The sequence below is a fragment of the Hujiaoplasma nucleasis genome, from assembly GCF_013745115.1.
GTDB classification, from domain to species: Bacteria; Bacillota_I; Bacilli_A; order Izemoplasmatales; family Hujiaoplasmataceae; genus Hujiaoplasma; species Hujiaoplasma nucleasis.
The window spans coordinates 1,029,580-1,045,212 of the sequence record NZ_CP051151.1 but is presented as its reverse complement, the minus strand read 5'-3'; the positions used below and the strand labels follow the sequence as shown (position 1 = coordinate 1,045,212).

Genomic DNA, 15,633 nt, shown 5'->3' with positions numbered 1-15,633 from the left:
ATGATTATCTTATCAAAAAACTACATTTTTGTGTTAGGGAGAAATTTATGAAGTTTATCAAAAAACCAATGATATTGGCTAGTATCTATCTCATTATTTCTTTTGCGACCCTTTCATATTTCTTTTTTATGTCTTATCAATTGGTGGAAGAAAAGCAAAAAGAAGTTTTGCTTGTTGAACTTGAAAATACTTGCAAAGAAATAAATGAAGAATTTATTGAGATTGATACGATCATTAAAACCCTTGAATCTTATTTAAGTCTAGATACGAATGATGGTGAATTATTAGATTTATTAGTTACTATAGATCAAAAATATGAATCCATAGCATCTATCTACTTGGGTAAGACAGATAAATCTATGGTTAATTCATCGGGTTTTGTTCCAGGGCCAGATTTTGATTTAAGGACTAGAATTTGGTATAGTTCAGCCATTGCTTCGGAAGGCACCATTTTTACGCCAGCTTTTGTCAATGCATCAAAGGATAGGGTTATTGTAACAGCGGCTAAGGCAATCTATGACCAAAATACTTTAATTGGGGTTTTGGCAGTAGATATAGATATTAGAACAATAGCTGCCTTTGTTTCCGAAAAAGAAATAGGAGATAATGGGTACGCAATATTATTAGATTCTAACAATCACTTATTAGCATATCCAGGAATGGATTTAGCTATCATTGAGTTAAAAGATGTTAGTAATTTTGAAGAGAATTTACTAGCAGTTCGTGATCAAGGTACATATGAAGATTTTTATATTAGCGATGAACAAGGTGTATTAAGTGTTGGTGAAATTGAGTCGAATAATTACCAATTATTGGTTTTCTTACCTCAAAGTGAATTTGCTTTAAGTTTGATTTTTATATCTCGGATGTTTGTCTTTTTAGGTCTTATTATGTTAGTTATAGCGGTTATTGTATTATTGATATATAATTTTAGGGTTAGAAAGCCATTAGATTTATTGTTAAGAGATATAGATCAAATCGATGTTTCAAAAACAATAGACTATCGCCTGCCTAAATTACATAAAGATGATTATGACCATATTAGAAATGCCTTGAATAAGGTTTTGGAAGCTACAGACTTGTTTTTTCAAGAAAAACAAGATGCTCAACACCAACTATCTATAGAAAACCAAAGGGTTAGACTCTTAATGGAGTCTGCCACAGATATTATTTTTGAGATAGATAAAGATAGAAGGTATGTTTCTATCTTTGGTAGAGGTTTAAATTTGTTACAGTTGAAGGCAAGCGATTTTCTTGGTAAGACAGTTGTAGAAATATTTGGTGAAAAAAGTATAGAAAGAGATAAAATTTACGAAGATGCATTAAAAGGTAAACATAGAGTTTATGATTGGGAATATCAAATTGATGGCTTAAGTTTATTTTTTGAATCTTCTATTTCGCCAATTTTTGATGAATCGAAAAATATTGTTGGTGCTGTAGGAATCACTAGAGATATTACTGAACCCATGCAAAAAACAAAAAGAAATTGAGTACATAAGTATTCATGATTTTTTAACAGGTATTTATAATCGCCGATATTTTGTTGAAGCCTTTATGAAGTTTGATCACCCTAATTATTATCCTTTGGGTCTTATGATGGTCGATTTGAATGGATTGAAAATCCTAAATGATGCTTATGGTCATGATAAAGGTGATATAGCTTTAAAAGAGGTTGCTAGAGTTCTAAATGAAGAAACACAAAAAGAGGATATTGTTTGTCGAATAGGCGGCGATGAATTTGCGATTATTTTTAAGAACACTCAAGTTCTTATCTTAGATAAGATTAAAGATAATATTGGTAGAAAATTATCTCAGGTGTTTGTCGAAAATATACCATTATCTGTAGCTGTCGGCTACGAAGTTAAGCTTGATGAAGTAAGAACTTTTGAAGAGATAATGAAAAATGCTGAAAATCAAATGTATCGTAATAAGTTGACAGAAGGTAAATCAATTAGAAACAACTCAATTAAAGCCATTTTAAAAACTTTGACTGACAAATTTGAAGAAGAAAAAATTCATTCGGACAGAGTGAGTCATTATTGCCGACTTATTGGCCAAAAACTGAATATTAAAACTGATGATTTGAATGAATTAGAAATTGCAGGTTTATTTCATGACATAGGTAAAATTTCAATTCCTGATCATATTTTGCATAAAAAAAGCTTTTTAAGTAAAGAGGATTATGAAATCATTAAAACACATACTGAAAATGGCTATAATATATTACGTGCTGCAGATAAGTACTCAAATTTAGCAGAATATGCCTTAACACACCATGAACATTGGAATGGTCTAGGTTACCCAAGAGGATTATCAAAAGAAGAAATACCTTTGTTTTCTAGAATAATAGCTATAGCGGATGCTTATGAAGCAATGACTTCAGATCGTGTCTATCGAAAAGCTATGAGTCAAGAAGATGCTGTTAGAGAAATAATAAGGTGTTCGGGTTCTCAGTTTGATCCTTTGATTGCTAGAATTTTTGTAGAAGAAGTTTTAGGATTTGATTTTGATAGTGACATGAGTTAGCTTTTTGCTAACTCATTCTTTATAAGTATTATTTTCAATATCTTCTATTTTTTTAGATGAATTTTCACTTGCTTTTTGGTATAATATGATAAGTCAAGGGGTGTTGTATGAAAAAAACAAAACGTAAATGTTCAATTGTCCTTTATTTGATGATTTTTATTTTTTTAGCATATTTAGAAATGACCATTAAATTATCTGTGACAAGTTTAAAAAGTGAATATATATTTCAGGTGATAGCTTTTACGGCATCTTATAGTTTTTTTGCTTTTCTTTTTGTAAGACTTTTACCAAGAAAGATATTTAAGACTTTTATATTAGTCTCTATTATTTTAATTACTCTTTTATATTTTTCTCAAGATATATATTACCGAATTTTAAGTTCTTTCTTCTCTTTTGATATCGCTGGAGATGCCCATAAAGCGACTGCTTTTACATCGAGGATATTTAAGAATTTAACTTATGTTCATATCATGTATTTAGTACCCATTGCTTTGGTTACTTATTTTGCTATAAAGTATAAGAAAGTTGAAATCCCTAAAAAATATTTCTTTTATGAATCAACATTTGAATTTTTACAAGTATTGGTTGTAGCGGTGCTTTTATTTACAACTGTGGTTCATACACTACCTAAAAAACCTGAGAACTATAGTAAATCTGAATATATATATGCTGATTATGATTTTTATGATAAAGTTCCAAGTGCTTACCAAACCATCAATAAATTTGGTATGATAACTTATTTCCAAAGAGATATAATGAATAAATTTAAAGAAGAACCAGATGAATTATCCATCTATGAAGAAATACATTCTTATGGAGAAGAAAGAATAGATCGTATTGAAAATCCATTCTATGAAGGTTATTTTGAAGGTAAGAATTTAATTTTAATAATGGCTGAGTCATTTGATACTTTTGCTATTGACCCTGCTTTAACACCGAATATATATGCTATGCAACAGAACAGTTGGAATTTCACTAATTTCTATTCGCCTTTATATTATCGGAATACTGCAGATACTGAATTTATGTCTCAAACGGGCTTTTATACCAGTAGAAATTCACCTTTAACCATGGAAGCTTATCAAGACAATTATTTTCCTTACACATTGCCTAGGATTTTTTCTAATAAAGTTTTAGAAAGTGGCAGATCTTATGGAACATATTCATTCCATAATTATACTGATTATTTTTATCCAAGGTCTGTATTCCATCCTAAAACCTTAGGATATGATGAATATTATGGGGCTGTTGATTTCGGTATGTTGCCGGAACCTAAAGGTGTTATTACTAATCACATATGGCAAAGTGATTTAGAGTTAATGGAAAAATCATTAGATATTTTATTAGAGAAACCTCAACCGTTCTTTTCATATATTCTAACTGTTTCGGGACACTTAGATTATGACTCTAGCAATCCTATTGCTAAAAAGAATTTAGATATTATTAAGGATATTTTTGAACAAGAAGAAATGCAGTTACCAGAGAATAATGAGTTCTTATACTATCACGCAGCTAATTATGAACTAGACCTAGCAGTGGGTTATTTAATGGATACTCTAGAAAACCAAGGTCTTTTAGAAGATACTGTGATTATGTTATTTGGGGACCATTATGCTTATGGAATTGATCGTGAAGAAATCGCTTTGTATGATGAATCAAAATCTGATGAATCTTCTATTTTAGGTGACTTAAGATTTCAAAGGGTTCCGATGATGATTTATCATTCTGACTTATATTATAAAGAGTTTGACCAAGTTTTTGCTTCTATCGATATTATGCCAACACTGGCTAATTTATTTGATTTAGAAGTAGAATATGAATTAATTTTTGGGAAAGATATTTTTAGCAATCAAAGAAGGGCTGTATATTTTTCAAATGGTAGTATTTTAACAGATGATTTTTTCTTTGATTCTGAAAATGAAGAATATATCATATATGATGAAACTTCAGAAATTACTTTAGCAGACGCTGAAGCCTTATATGGTGAGTACTTATATAGGCAATTAATCAATGAGTCCATATTGGAGATTGATTATTTCTGGCTTCAAGATCAATTAGATTTAGATTAAGCGATATCTTAGATATCGCTTTATTCTTAGAAAGGATACTTATGAAAATTATAATTTCTCCTAGCAAAACGCAAAATGAAAGTGGACTAAGTCATGGTCAAGATAAATTAATTGATAGGGATAAGTCTTTACAATTGTTATCAATACTTAAAAATTTAAATAAATTAGAAATCAAAAAAATAATGAAAACCAGTTCAAAACTAACAGATGAAGTTTACCAAATGTATCATAATTTTAGGGAAAATAATCCTCGGTATACGTCTATTTCTTTGTATTCTGGACTAGTTTTTGAACAATTAGAATTATCGACTTACAATCAAAATCAAATGGATTATATGAACAATAATTTGCTTATCTTATCAGCTATGTATGGGCTTTTATCTCCGAATATAAAAATATGGCCATATCGCTTAGATATGACCATGAAACCTAATAATATTAATTTATATAAATTTTGGCAAAAGACCATTGAACAATATTTTAATGATCAAGAATGGATTATCAATTTAGCCTCGAATGAGTTTTCTAAAATGATAAAAAATCATAAAGATAAAATGATTAATATTGAGTTTTATCAGAGAAAAGATGATGGAAAATTAAGGAGCCTTTCTTATTACGCCAAAAAAGCGAGAGGTCAGTTCTTAAATGAAATGATTAAAAGGCAAATTAAAGATATTGAGACGATAAAAACAATTACCATTGATGGCTATCATTATTCTATCGAATATTCTAAAGATCAAAATTTCGTTTATATTAAAAATTAATAAAGAATTTTAATTAACTCATGGATATATTTTTTTCTAAAACTTGGTGTTTTTAGAGATAATATATCCGTTTTATTTTTGGTTCCTAAAATTTGAATAAATAGAGGGATTGCGAAACTTGAAAATAAGACTAGATATTTCACTCTTAAAGTTTCAATATCTTGAGTATTTGTCGATTCAGCTATTTTTTTATAGATGTCTCTAGTAAAAGGTGAATCACTAAAGAATTCTTTGATTAGAATGTGAGAATTTTCTCCTTGATATTCATTTTGCAAGAATAAGTAGTTGATGATGCCTATGTTCTCAATAGCGAAAGAGTAAGTTAGATTTAATATAAATTCCATGGTGTTTTCATTGTTTGAATCTTTTGGTAAGTCGTCAATAGCATGTGTAAGGAGTGATTTTAGTTCATCTATAATTTCTTGTAAAACAATATTTAATAAATTTTCTTTAGAACCAAAATGATAATTAACAGCCGCTATATTAATAAAACATGCATCAGCAATTTCTTTGATTGTGAAAGCTCCTTGGGTTTTAAGCAAATATTTTGCTTGTTGGGTTATTTTCTCTTTAATATCTAAGTTTTTTTGCATGATATCCTCCAATTCTATTTTAAATTGCTTTTAAAATCACGTTTCAATCGTGGTTTATATTGTTATTATAAGCTTTTAAATATATGATTTAAATAGATATTTTAAATTTATATTTAAAAGAGGTGTTTAAATTGAAAATTTTAATTAAGAATAATGCAAGATGGTATATTTTGGTCTTGACCTTTGTCATTTTAATTGTATCTGTGATTTTATCATTTCAAATAAAAACCAATTATGATATGACTGAATATTTACCTAAAGATTCTGAAACAAGAAAAGGCTTATTGGTTCTTGAGGATACTTTTGGTAACCATGCAAGCATTGAGTTGATGATTAAAGATGTATCTATTGGTGAAGCTTATGAGATTAAAGAAGATGTTCTTTCTGTTGAAGGGGTGTTGGATGTTGTATGGTTAGATAATTATGGGGATATAGTAAATCATGAAGATATAGACCCCTTGATTAAGAATAATTTTTATCAAGGAGATAATGCTTTAATGACATTAGTTTTTATTGAAGATGCTTATCACTTAGATGTGGAAGACTCGATTATAGAAATTAGACAATTATTGGTAGATGAAGACATTTATATGAGAGGAGAAGCTTTAAATAATATTGAGTCAAGAAGTATTGCTCAAGCAGAGGTCTATAAAATTATTTTGATTATATTACCTATTTGTTTTGTCATTCTTCTCTTTGCTTCTAAGTCTTGGTTAGAGCCTTTGATTGTTTTGTTTGTTTTGGGGATAGGAGTTATTGTAAATCTAGGAACCAATGCTTTATTGCCAAATATATCATTCATTACTTTAACGATTGCTTCTGCCTTGCAACTGGCTATTTCATTGGATTATTCATTGTTTTTTATCCATAGGTATTATGAACTAAGAGACGAAGGATATGAAGTTTTAGAGGCTGTGAATAAGGCATTTAAGAAATCATTACCAGTCATAACAGCTTCAGCTGTCACAACCATGGTTGGATTTTTAGCTTTATTGATGATGAGATATAGAATTGGCTTGGATATAGGTTTGGTGTTATCGAAGGGTATTTTCTTAAGTTACTTATCAGTCATTATTATTTTGCCTGCCATCATTGTAGTTTTTAATTCTTTAATAGATCGCTTTAGACATAGACATTTGATGTTTCATTTGGGTGGATTTAGTAAGTATTTAATTAGATTTAGATATATTTTTCTTTTTTTGTTTCTTGTACTTCTAAGTTTTGGTTTAATTTTTCAATCAAAAACAGATTTTTTATATGGCTCAAGTTCTTATGCAGGACAAGAATCTTTGGTAAGTAAAGATAAGAATGAAATTAGAGAATATTTTCCTGAGTATCAAAGTCTTACTATATTGCTTAAGGATTCAAGCAAGGAACAAGAGCTAGCATTAATTGCGGCTTTAAGTGAAAATGATCATGTAGAAAAAATTGACGCTTTATATACAGTGATTGATCCTATGACTCCTGAAAATATGATACCTGAGCCTATAAAATATCAGTATGTTCAAAATTCTTTTACAAGGATAACTTTGTGGACGGATATTTTAGAAGAGAATGATTCAATGTTTGTTTTTAATGATTATGTTAACAAGCAAGTTGATTTAAATTATGATGAGTATTATATTTTAGGTTTGATTTCTTCTACAGGTGAAATCAAAGATACTGTTTTAGCTGATACACCTATTGTCATGTTGGTCAGTGTTATTTTAATTGGTATAGTATTATTCCTAATATTTAGAAAGTTATGGATACCTTTTATACTGATATTGGTTATAGAAGCCGCTATATGGTTTAATATGTCCCTGTTGGTTATGAATGATCGTCAGGTTATATACATTGGATATTTGGTGGTCATGTCCTTACAGTTAGGCGCCACGATTGATTATGCAGTTCTTTATGCAAGTCGATATATGGAAAATAGACAAAATATGAACAAAGGTGAATCAATGGCTATGGCTTTAAGAAAAACAAGTATTCCAATCATGATTTCAGGTATTGTTTTAGCATCTGCAGGTTTTACCGAAATGTTGTTTTCTCATATTGAGGTAGTTAGTGATATTGGTTTATTAATTGGTAGGGGAGCCTTATTAAGTTTAGGCTTTGTTCTATTGTTTTTGCCAATTTTATTATATCTTTTAGATTCAATCATTATAAATACTAATAAAGGCTGAAAATAATTATTACTTAAGCTAAGTTGAAGGAAGATTAAAGCGCATTAAGATAATTTTTTTCTATCAAGAAGTTATTATAGATAGACTCAATCTTGATATCATTGAATTTTCATTGAATAGTAAAAAACTCATCAGTTCATTAATGGCGGTGAGTTTTTTAAATTCGTTTAAATTTTGACTAGGATTATTATATAATAAATACAAAGGTGGTTATGATGAAAAAACTTATTTTTAGGATCTATCAAAAAATAATGTATTTGATGTCGTTTTTTATTTCTTTTAAAGAACCTGTTGTTGTTAATGATTTAAAGGATATTATAAAAATTTTGGAAAACTCTCACCAAAGTAAGGTGATGATAGTTAGTGATCAATATTTATCTGGTACTGCAAAATTTAAAGCGTTCACTGATCTCTTAAAAGCAGAATCAATTCATTATTCTTTGTATAATGATACTTTACCCAATCCAAGTATTCCTATGATTGAGGAAGCCTTATCTATATATAAAGAAAATCAATGCCAGGGAATCATTGCTTATGGTGGTGGTTCAGTGATAGATTTAGCAAAAGCATTAGGGGCTAGAGTTGTTAGACCAAATAAAAGTATAGAAAATATGAGGGGAACTTTAAAGATTCTTAAAAAACTTCCTTTGTTGATAGCTATACCTTCGACTGTAGGGACTGGTTCAGAAGCTACCCTAGCAGCTGTAGTATCAAATCCTAGAACTAAAGAAAAATGTGCACTCATGGACCCGGTTTTAATGCCAAAATATGCTATTCTTGATCTTAGTGTGGTTGAGTCTTTACCTCCAAAGCTAATCGCTGAAACTGGAATGGATGCTTTAACTCATGCCATAGAAGCATATCTAGGTAAAGCGAATACAAGAAAAACCAAGAAAATGGCTTTATCAGCTATAAAAATTATTTTTAATCATTTAGAAAAAGCTTATTCTGGAAATATTGATTCACTTGGAAAAATGCAAGTAGCTGCTTATCAAGCTGGCGTAGCTTTTACTAGGGCTTATGTAGGAAATGTTCATGCTATTGCTCATCAATTAAGCGCATATTATCATTTAGGTCATGGTTACGCAAACGCGGTTATATTACCTTATGTTTTAAGATATTACCACCATAGTATAGATAGAAAGATGGCTAAGATTTATGATGATGTATTTGGTGATAGCGATTTATCTTTACAAGATAAGTCTATTTCTGTGATAGAAGCAATTGAATCACTAAAAGATAAATTGATGATAGATTCTAGTTTTAAGGGTTTAATAAAAGAAGGAGATGTCTTAGGAATTGTTGAAAAAGCCTATAAAGAAGCAAATCCACTGTATCCTGTCCCTAAAATTTTTGATCATCAAGATTTCTTAAATGTTATACAAATGATTAACCAATAAACATGGATTTACCTTGACACTTAGGGTTATTTTTAGATATACTTAATATAAACAACTAGGAAGGGCGTTGATATTTTGAAGAAAAGGTATGGGGCTTTTGTTTTATTTGTTTTACTCTTTGTTTTTTGGTTTATTTTATCCTTTGAATTTTCTTTAGAGGTCGCTATTATTGGTCTTCTTGCGTCTTTAATGGTGGTTTTTTTTAACTATGATTTAGTCTTTAATCAGCAGGCAATAACAAAACTTACAATCAGAACAATTATTCGTTTTTTTGTTCTGATTTTTATTTTGATTTATAATATTATTTTATCTAATATTCATGTTGCTAAAATTGTATTAAGTAAAAAAATGCCTATTGATCCTGGATTCGTTACCATCAAGCAAAAGCTGAAGAAAGAATTAAACCAAAGTCTATATGCTAATGCGATTACTTTAACACCTGGTACTTTAACAGTTGATATGAACAAAGATGAAATAGTAGTTCATGGTTTATTAAAAAAATATGTAAGAGACTTAGAAGGGTCTAGTTTAGAAAAAGCCTTTTTAGACTTAGAAGGGGTGAAGAATCATGATTGAGACTGCTTTATTAATTGCTACAATCATATTGGTGATTTTAACTTTTGTAGGTTTATATAGGGCTGTGGTAGGACCAACCGTTGAAGATAGAATGGTAGCTATCAATATGATAGCAACAAAAGTAACAACGATTATTGTGATGATTGCTCTTTTACAAAATCAAAAGTTTTTTGTTGATGTTGCTTTAGTTTATGCTTTATTAGGTTTTATTACTACGATTGGTTTAGCAAAATTATTGATGAAAGGAAAATTAGGAAAATGACAATTGTATTAGATATTATCATTATTTTATTTTTAATTGCCGGCCTATTTTTCTTTTTCGTTGGTGTTGTTGGTTTATTAAGGATGCCTAATGTTTTTACAAGAATGCATGCAACAACAAAATGCGATACCATGGGTGCCGGTTTAGTTTTTGCTGCTTTAATTATGTGGCAGGGTTTCTCATTTATTTCAGCAAATATCTTATTGATTTTGATATTTGTATGGATTACAAATCCAACAGCTGCACATGCAATTGCAAAAACAGCTTATAAACGGATGGAAGCCGAAATAGATTTTGATGAGGATGGTGAGTAAGATGGTTTATGTAAATTTGCTTATTGTCATTTTCATGATTGTATGTGCCTTAGCAATTGGGAAAATTAAGGACTTAATTGGTGCTGTTGTATTATTTTCAGCATATTCTTTAATGATGTCTATATTATGGCTTTTGTTAAATTCTCCAGATGTTGCGATTACGGAAGCAGCTATTGGTGCGGGTGTAACATCTATTTTGTTTTTCGCAGTCATTAGCAAAACAAAGAGGTATGAAAAATGAAAAAAGTGATAGCCAATATCTTATTTATTATTTTATTCATTATTTTAGTCTTTGCGATCTTTGAAATGCCAACTCAAGCATCTGTTGATGCTCCAGCCTATAATGATGTTGTAGATTATTATATAGAAGAAGGAGCTAAAGAAACCAATGCTTCAAATTTAATCGCAGGTATTTTAGCGGATTATCGTGGATTTGATACATTAGGCGAAACCATCGTTCTATTTACTTCAGTTGTGGCAGTAGGTTCTGTTTTACGAAGTACCAAGCATGATAAAGAACTTAAAAAGGGTGTGAAGATAGATGAATGATATTATTATTAAAAATATTACTAAAATAGTAATTCCTTTCGCACAAGTTTATGGAATCTTTATCATTTTAAATGGCCATATATCACCAGGTGGTGGTTTTGCTGGAGGAGCAATTATTGGAACGACATTGATACTATATACTTTAGTTTTTGGACGAGAAAAAGGTAAGAAAAAGTTTTCTCATAAAACTTCGGAAATAGCGGAAAGTGGCGGTATATTGTTTTTTGTATTTATAGGTGTTATAGGAATATTTGCTGGTGGTTATTTTTTAACTAACCTAGAAGCAGGTTTTTTTGAAGGCGAAATTGGCCAAATTCTTTCTGGGGGCTTTATTCCATTATTAATGATTGGTATAGGTATTAAAGTTGCTTCTACTATGATATCTTTGTTTAACTTACTGATTGATGAGGAAAAAATATGAAAATATTTGAAATGATTTTAGACAATGTCAATTATATAGGTGCTGTAGCCTTATTCTTAATAGGATTAAGAATTGTCGTTTTACACACCAACCTAATCAAAAGAATTATGGGATTAAACATTATGGGTACAGGGGTATTTTTGTTTTTTGTGGCCATAGGTAACGTCAGTGGTGGAGTGGTGCCAATAGTTGGCGCTAACCAAGAAAATTCAGTTTTTGTTAATCCCTTACCTTCTGTGTTTATATTAACTGGTATTGTTGTTGTAGTATCAATTACCGTTTATTCATTGAGTTTAGTTATTCGTATATATGAAAACTATAATACCATTGATCAACGAGAATTATCTGAATTAATAAGTGAGGAAAACAATGAACATTGATCAATTACCAATTCTAAATTTAATATTGTTTATTTTAATGGCTTTGATCATACCATTATTAAAAAGAAGACCCTTTAAAATCACTTTGATTTTAGGTTTTATAGTTTTGATTTTTGTGACTATTTCTTCTGGATATTTATTGTGGTATGTGAATAATGTTAGAGATATTTCTTATACCTTTGGGGGTCATGAAAGTAGATATGGTATAGAATTTTTAATAACGCCTTTTTCTGCTTTATTTACCATTGTAGTAATTGTCTTGGCTGATATCATATATATTTATTCAAGTGGCGATGCTACAGATGGGATTGAAGATACCGAATATGGTCGTTATTATATATTATTATTTATTTTGCTTCTTTCAATGTTTGGTATTTTGTATACCAACGATTTATTCAATACTTATGTTTTTATTGAAATATTATCGATTACAACATGTGCAATTATTAGTATTAAAAAGAAAAAAGATACATATACTTCGGCTTTTAGATATGTAATGATGAATGAGATAGGTTCTTTATCTTATTTATTTGGTGTCGGATTAATTTATATGGCAACTGGTTATACCAATATTACTTTGGTGGCTGAAGCAGTTGAAGTTGCCTTTGTAAATTATCCTATGAACATTATTATCGCCTTAGGCTTTATGGTTGTTGGATTGGGTATTAAAGCAGCAATATTCCCTTTTCATATTTGGTTACCAGATGCTCATTCAAGTGCACCATCAACATCTTCAGCTATTCTTTCAGCTATTGTGATTAAGGTTTATCTCTTGGTTTTGGTTAAAGTTTTGTTTAATGTTTTCGGAGTAGAAATCCTTAATGAAATGAATATGCCTGTCATATTGTTAATTCTTGCGGCGAGTGCAATGATCTTGGGTTCTGTTTTCGCTATTGCTCAAAAGGATGTAAAAAGAATGCTTGGTTATTCATCGGTAGCTCAAGTAGGGTATATTTTGTTGGGGATAGCTTTGGTTAGTTTTTTTGGATTAAGGGCAGCTTTTTTCCATATAATATCTCATGGTTTAATGAAAACAGCTTTGTTCTTATCGGTGGGGGAAATCATTTTTTATAAGAAAACTAGAAAGGTTAATGACTTTGATGGTATGGGCTTTATTATGCCTCTAGCAATGGGGGTATTTTCTATTGCGGCCCTTGGTATGATTGGAATACCATTGACCAGTGGTTTTATTTCGAAATTGAATTTAGGTATCGCTGTTTTAGAAAATAATTATATTATATTTTTAGTAATTCTCATAGTTAGTTCTTTACTTAATGTCATCTATTATTTACCAATCATCATTCTTGCGTTTTTAAGAAATGAGAAATACCATTACCGGATGACAACGATTGAAAAAACGCCGAGAACAATGATTTTTCCTTTGATTATTTTAGGGACTGTGATTTTATTGTTGGGTTTATTCCCTAATACAATCATGCCTTATATTGAAGCAGCAGCTAAAGTATTTTTCTCTTAGAGGTTAGTTCATGAAATTAAGAAGAATGGACATTATTGATAAAATGGCCAAGACCAACACAGCATTGGTCGTTTTTACTCTTGCCTTATTGTTTTTGTTTATAGCATATGCTGGTGATTGGTTTTCTATAAAGTCATCCTTTACGACGACTCATTTTTATCAAAATTTATTGCTTTCAACGTGGATAAAATATATTCCGTTACTTATAGTTTTTATCCCTATGTTTGGTGCTGTGATAGAAGCGGTTGTTGCAAAAACATCAATTGATCATAGGGATAAATCAGTTATTTATTTGGGTTTGTTGACATTAATTATCGTGGTTTTTATATATCCCCTTGCTTTGGAAGATCTAATAAGACTTGAAATACCAAATATATTATTATTGGGTATGAGTTTTAGAATAGATATGTTGAGTTATTCTGTCTTGTTATTATCATCCTTTATTTGGTTTTTTGTGATGATTTATGCTCATGAATATATGAAAAAAGAAGAGAAAAGTACAAGGTTTTTCTTCTTCCTATCTTTAACATATGGGTCTGTTTTAGGGGCAATTATGTCAGGTGATTTACTGACTATGTTTTTATTTTTTGAGATTATGACTATTGTATCTTATATGTTGGTTATTCATGGGCAAAATGATGCATCTTATAAGGCTGGATATAATTATATTATTATGGGGCTTATCGGTGGTTTTTTAATTTTAACGGCATTATTATTAATTTATTTTAATATTGGTGATTTGCATTTTGAATCTGCCATTGATGCTTTTTCTCAATTAGGAAATTTAAAGTATTGGGTTATGGGGCTTTTAGTTTTTGGTTTTGGTATAAAAGCTGGGATGGCACCTGTTCATGTATGGTTACCAAGGGCCCATCCAGTAGCGCCTACACCGGCCAGCGCCTTACTATCTGGTGTGATGATTAAGGTTGGGGCATTTGGGATTATTAGAACAGCTTCAAGTTATTATTTTCCTAGTAAGGAGACCATAACATCGGTGACTGATCCAATATGGATTACAGCTGAAAATATTGGAGCTATCATTATTTGGACCGGAATTATTACCATGGCCTTAGGAGTTTTTCTAGCCCTCCAACAGGAAAACATGAAGAAGATGTTAGCCTATCATTCAGTCAGTCAAATGGGTTATATAGTGACTGGCATTGGCGTGGCTCTATATTTAGGTTATCAAGGGGCTATGGGTTATACAGGAGCTCTTTATCATATTATAAATCATGCTCTTTTTAAATCTTTATTATTTATGATAGCTGGTGTGATTTATTTTCATACAAAAGAGTTGAATATGTATAAACTTGGCGGTTTGTGGAAGAAATTACCATTTACGACTATAGTCTTTGTTGTGGCGGCTTTGGGTATAAGTGGTTTTCCTTTATTTAATGGTTATGTTTCTAAAACTATTTTACATCATGGCTTAACTGAAGCTTATCATTATGGACATTCTTCATTTGTTTATGCTGAGATAATCTTTATTATTGTGAGCGCTGGTACTGTATGTTCTTTTATAAAAATGGGCTATTATGTATTCTTTAAAAAATCAAATAATGATTATAAAAGTATACCTTTTGATTATTCTAGTCATGATATTGCTTTATGGGCCATGGCTTTTATAATTATTCTTATTGGTGTTTTTCCTAAATTTATCATTTATCAATTAATCGTACCACAGTTGTATATGACGACTTATGACCCAGATTTTATTCATCATTATATTCTTGAACTTAATGTCTTTGAAATCAAGGACCTTTTAACTACATTTGGAATTGTAGCATTTGGTTTTGTTATTTTCTTTGTAGGAAAAAAATTCAATTTATTCCACTTGCATTTGCCTAAGTGGATGAGTGTAGAATACATATTCTTTTTACCTGCTTACTTAATAATGAAAAATCTTTGTAGGTTACTATATGGAGATAAGTGTCCATATAATGAAGATGATTTTAAAAAGTTAAGTGAAGAAGATATTGAGAAAGTAGGTTTTATTGATAGGTTTGTTATTACTTCAAATGTTCTAAACAGAAGGTATGAATCTTCGATGATTCGTGGGGATGCATTTATATATACCTTATCATTAGTCCTAGTTTTTGCCTTAATGCTTATATTCTTATAGGAGTGATTT

Annotated in this window: 16 protein-coding genes; 15 read left to right on the top strand and 1 reads right to left on the bottom strand. The window is 30.0% G+C overall.

The window, feature by feature from the left end; all coding sequences use genetic code 11:
* Positions 1-47: 47 nt before the first annotated feature.
* From HF295_RS04880 to HF295_RS04865, 4 genes are all read left to right on the top strand, one after another.
* A complete protein-coding gene (locus tag HF295_RS04880; protein ID WP_312031063.1) occupies positions 48-1,490 on the top strand; it encodes a cache domain-containing protein in 1,443 nt (480 codons plus the stop codon).
* The gene (locus HF295_RS04875; protein ID WP_312032605.1) at positions 1,453-2,526 is read left to right on the top strand and encodes an HD-GYP domain-containing protein; all 1,074 of its coding nucleotides are present in this window, start codon (positions 1,453-1,455) and stop codon (positions 2,524-2,526) included. Before HF295_RS04880 ends, HF295_RS04875 begins: the two co-directional genes overlap by 38 nt.
* Before the next feature lie 107 nt (positions 2,527-2,633).
* Positions 2,634-4,595 (top strand): LTA synthase family protein, encoded by a 1,962-nt coding sequence (locus HF295_RS04870; RefSeq protein WP_312031062.1) that lies wholly within the window; start codon positions 2,634-2,636, stop codon positions 4,593-4,595.
* A 41-nt stretch (positions 4,596-4,636) separates the two neighbouring features.
* The gene (locus tag HF295_RS04865) at positions 4,637-5,359 is read left to right on the top strand and encodes a YaaA family protein (protein ID WP_312031061.1); all 723 of its coding nucleotides are present in this window, start codon (positions 4,637-4,639) and stop codon (positions 5,357-5,359) included.
* Here the strand turns inward: HF295_RS04865 and HF295_RS04860 are convergent.
* Positions 5,356-5,952: a TetR/AcrR family transcriptional regulator gene (locus HF295_RS04860; protein WP_312031060.1), complete on the bottom strand. Its 597-nt coding sequence runs from the start codon at positions 5,950-5,952 to the stop codon at positions 5,356-5,358. The two genes, HF295_RS04865 and HF295_RS04860, sit on opposite strands and share 4 nt — an antisense overlap.
* Positions 5,953-6,083: 131 nt before the next feature.
* Here HF295_RS04860 and HF295_RS04855 point away from each other — a divergent pair, with 131 nt between their 5' ends.
* From HF295_RS04855 to HF295_RS04805, 11 genes are all read left to right on the top strand, one after another.
* On the top strand, positions 6,084-8,123 hold the full coding sequence (locus HF295_RS04855) for an efflux RND transporter permease subunit (protein WP_312031059.1): 2,040 nt from the start codon (positions 6,084-6,086) through the stop codon (positions 8,121-8,123).
* Positions 8,124-8,338: 215 nt separating this feature from the next.
* Positions 8,339-9,523 (top strand): iron-containing alcohol dehydrogenase, encoded by a 1,185-nt coding sequence (locus tag HF295_RS04850; protein WP_312031058.1) that lies wholly within the window; start codon positions 8,339-8,341, stop codon positions 9,521-9,523.
* 75 nt (positions 9,524-9,598) lie between these two features.
* A complete protein-coding gene (locus HF295_RS04845; protein ID WP_312031057.1) occupies positions 9,599-10,099 on the top strand; it encodes a Na+/H+ antiporter subunit E in 501 nt (166 codons plus the stop codon).
* The gene (locus HF295_RS04840) at positions 10,092-10,361 is read left to right on the top strand and encodes an MrpF/PhaF family protein (protein WP_312031056.1); all 270 of its coding nucleotides are present in this window, start codon (positions 10,092-10,094) and stop codon (positions 10,359-10,361) included. Before HF295_RS04845 ends, HF295_RS04840 begins: the two co-directional genes overlap by 8 nt.
* Positions 10,358-10,675, top strand: coding sequence for a monovalent cation/H(+) antiporter subunit G (gene mnhG, locus HF295_RS04835; RefSeq protein WP_312031055.1), 318 nt, complete (start codon positions 10,358-10,360; stop codon positions 10,673-10,675). Before HF295_RS04840 ends, mnhG begins: the two co-directional genes overlap by 4 nt.
* A gap of 1 nt (position 10,676) precedes the next feature.
* Complete coding sequence (locus HF295_RS04830) at positions 10,677-10,916, top strand: hydrogenase subunit MbhD domain-containing protein (RefSeq protein ID WP_312031054.1); 240 nt, start codon at positions 10,677-10,679, stop codon at positions 10,914-10,916.
* Entirely contained in the window at positions 10,913-11,224 is a 312-nt protein-coding gene (gene mbhE / locus HF295_RS04825; protein WP_312031053.1) for a hydrogen gas-evolving membrane-bound hydrogenase subunit E, read from the top strand. The genes HF295_RS04830 and mbhE overlap by 4 nt, the downstream gene beginning before the upstream one ends.
* Entirely contained in the window at positions 11,217-11,645 is a 429-nt protein-coding gene (locus tag HF295_RS04820; protein WP_312031052.1) for an MnhB domain-containing protein, read from the top strand. The genes mbhE and HF295_RS04820 overlap by 8 nt, the downstream gene beginning before the upstream one ends.
* Positions 11,642-12,025, top strand: a complete 384-nt coding sequence (locus tag HF295_RS04815; RefSeq protein ID WP_312031051.1) for a sodium:proton antiporter — start codon at positions 11,642-11,644, stop codon at positions 12,023-12,025. The genes HF295_RS04820 and HF295_RS04815 overlap by 4 nt, the downstream gene beginning before the upstream one ends.
* Positions 12,015-13,502, top strand: coding sequence for a proton-conducting transporter transmembrane domain-containing protein (locus HF295_RS04810; protein WP_312031050.1), 1,488 nt, complete (start codon positions 12,015-12,017; stop codon positions 13,500-13,502). Before HF295_RS04815 ends, HF295_RS04810 begins: the two co-directional genes overlap by 11 nt.
* Before the next feature lie 10 nt (positions 13,503-13,512).
* Entirely contained in the window at positions 13,513-15,624 is a 2,112-nt protein-coding gene (locus tag HF295_RS04805) for a complex I subunit 5 family protein (RefSeq protein WP_312031049.1), read from the top strand.
* The last annotated feature ends 9 nt before the right edge of the window (positions 15,625-15,633 follow it).

Coding starts and splice junctions, on each gene's coding strand:
- HF295_RS04880 (WP_312031063.1), top strand. CDS start 48: ATGAAGTTTATCAAAAAACCAATGATATTGGCTAGTATCTATCTCATT.
- HF295_RS04870 (WP_312031062.1), top strand. CDS start 2,634: ATGAAAAAAACAAAACGTAAATGTTCAATTGTCCTTTATTTGATGATT.
- HF295_RS04805 (WP_312031049.1), top strand. CDS start 13,513: ATGAAATTAAGAAGAATGGACATTATTGATAAAATGGCCAAGACCAAC.
- HF295_RS04840 (WP_312031056.1), top strand. CDS start 10,092: ATGATTGAGACTGCTTTATTAATTGCTACAATCATATTGGTGATTTTA.
- HF295_RS04850 (WP_312031058.1), top strand. CDS start 8,339: ATGAAAAAACTTATTTTTAGGATCTATCAAAAAATAATGTATTTGATG.
- mbhE (WP_312031053.1), top strand. CDS start 10,913: ATGAAAAAAGTGATAGCCAATATCTTATTTATTATTTTATTCATTATT.
- mnhG (WP_312031055.1), top strand. CDS start 10,358: ATGACAATTGTATTAGATATTATCATTATTTTATTTTTAATTGCCGGC.
- HF295_RS04830 (WP_312031054.1), top strand. CDS start 10,677: ATGGTTTATGTAAATTTGCTTATTGTCATTTTCATGATTGTATGTGCC.
- HF295_RS04865 (WP_312031061.1), top strand. CDS start 4,637: ATGAAAATTATAATTTCTCCTAGCAAAACGCAAAATGAAAGTGGACTA.
- HF295_RS04860 (WP_312031060.1), bottom strand. CDS start 5,952: ATGCAAAAAAACTTAGATATTAAAGAGAAAATAACCCAACAAGCAAAA.
- HF295_RS04820 (WP_312031052.1), top strand. CDS start 11,217: ATGAATGATATTATTATTAAAAATATTACTAAAATAGTAATTCCTTTC.
- HF295_RS04810 (WP_312031050.1), top strand. CDS start 12,015: ATGAACATTGATCAATTACCAATTCTAAATTTAATATTGTTTATTTTA.
- HF295_RS04815 (WP_312031051.1), top strand. CDS start 11,642: ATGAAAATATTTGAAATGATTTTAGACAATGTCAATTATATAGGTGCT.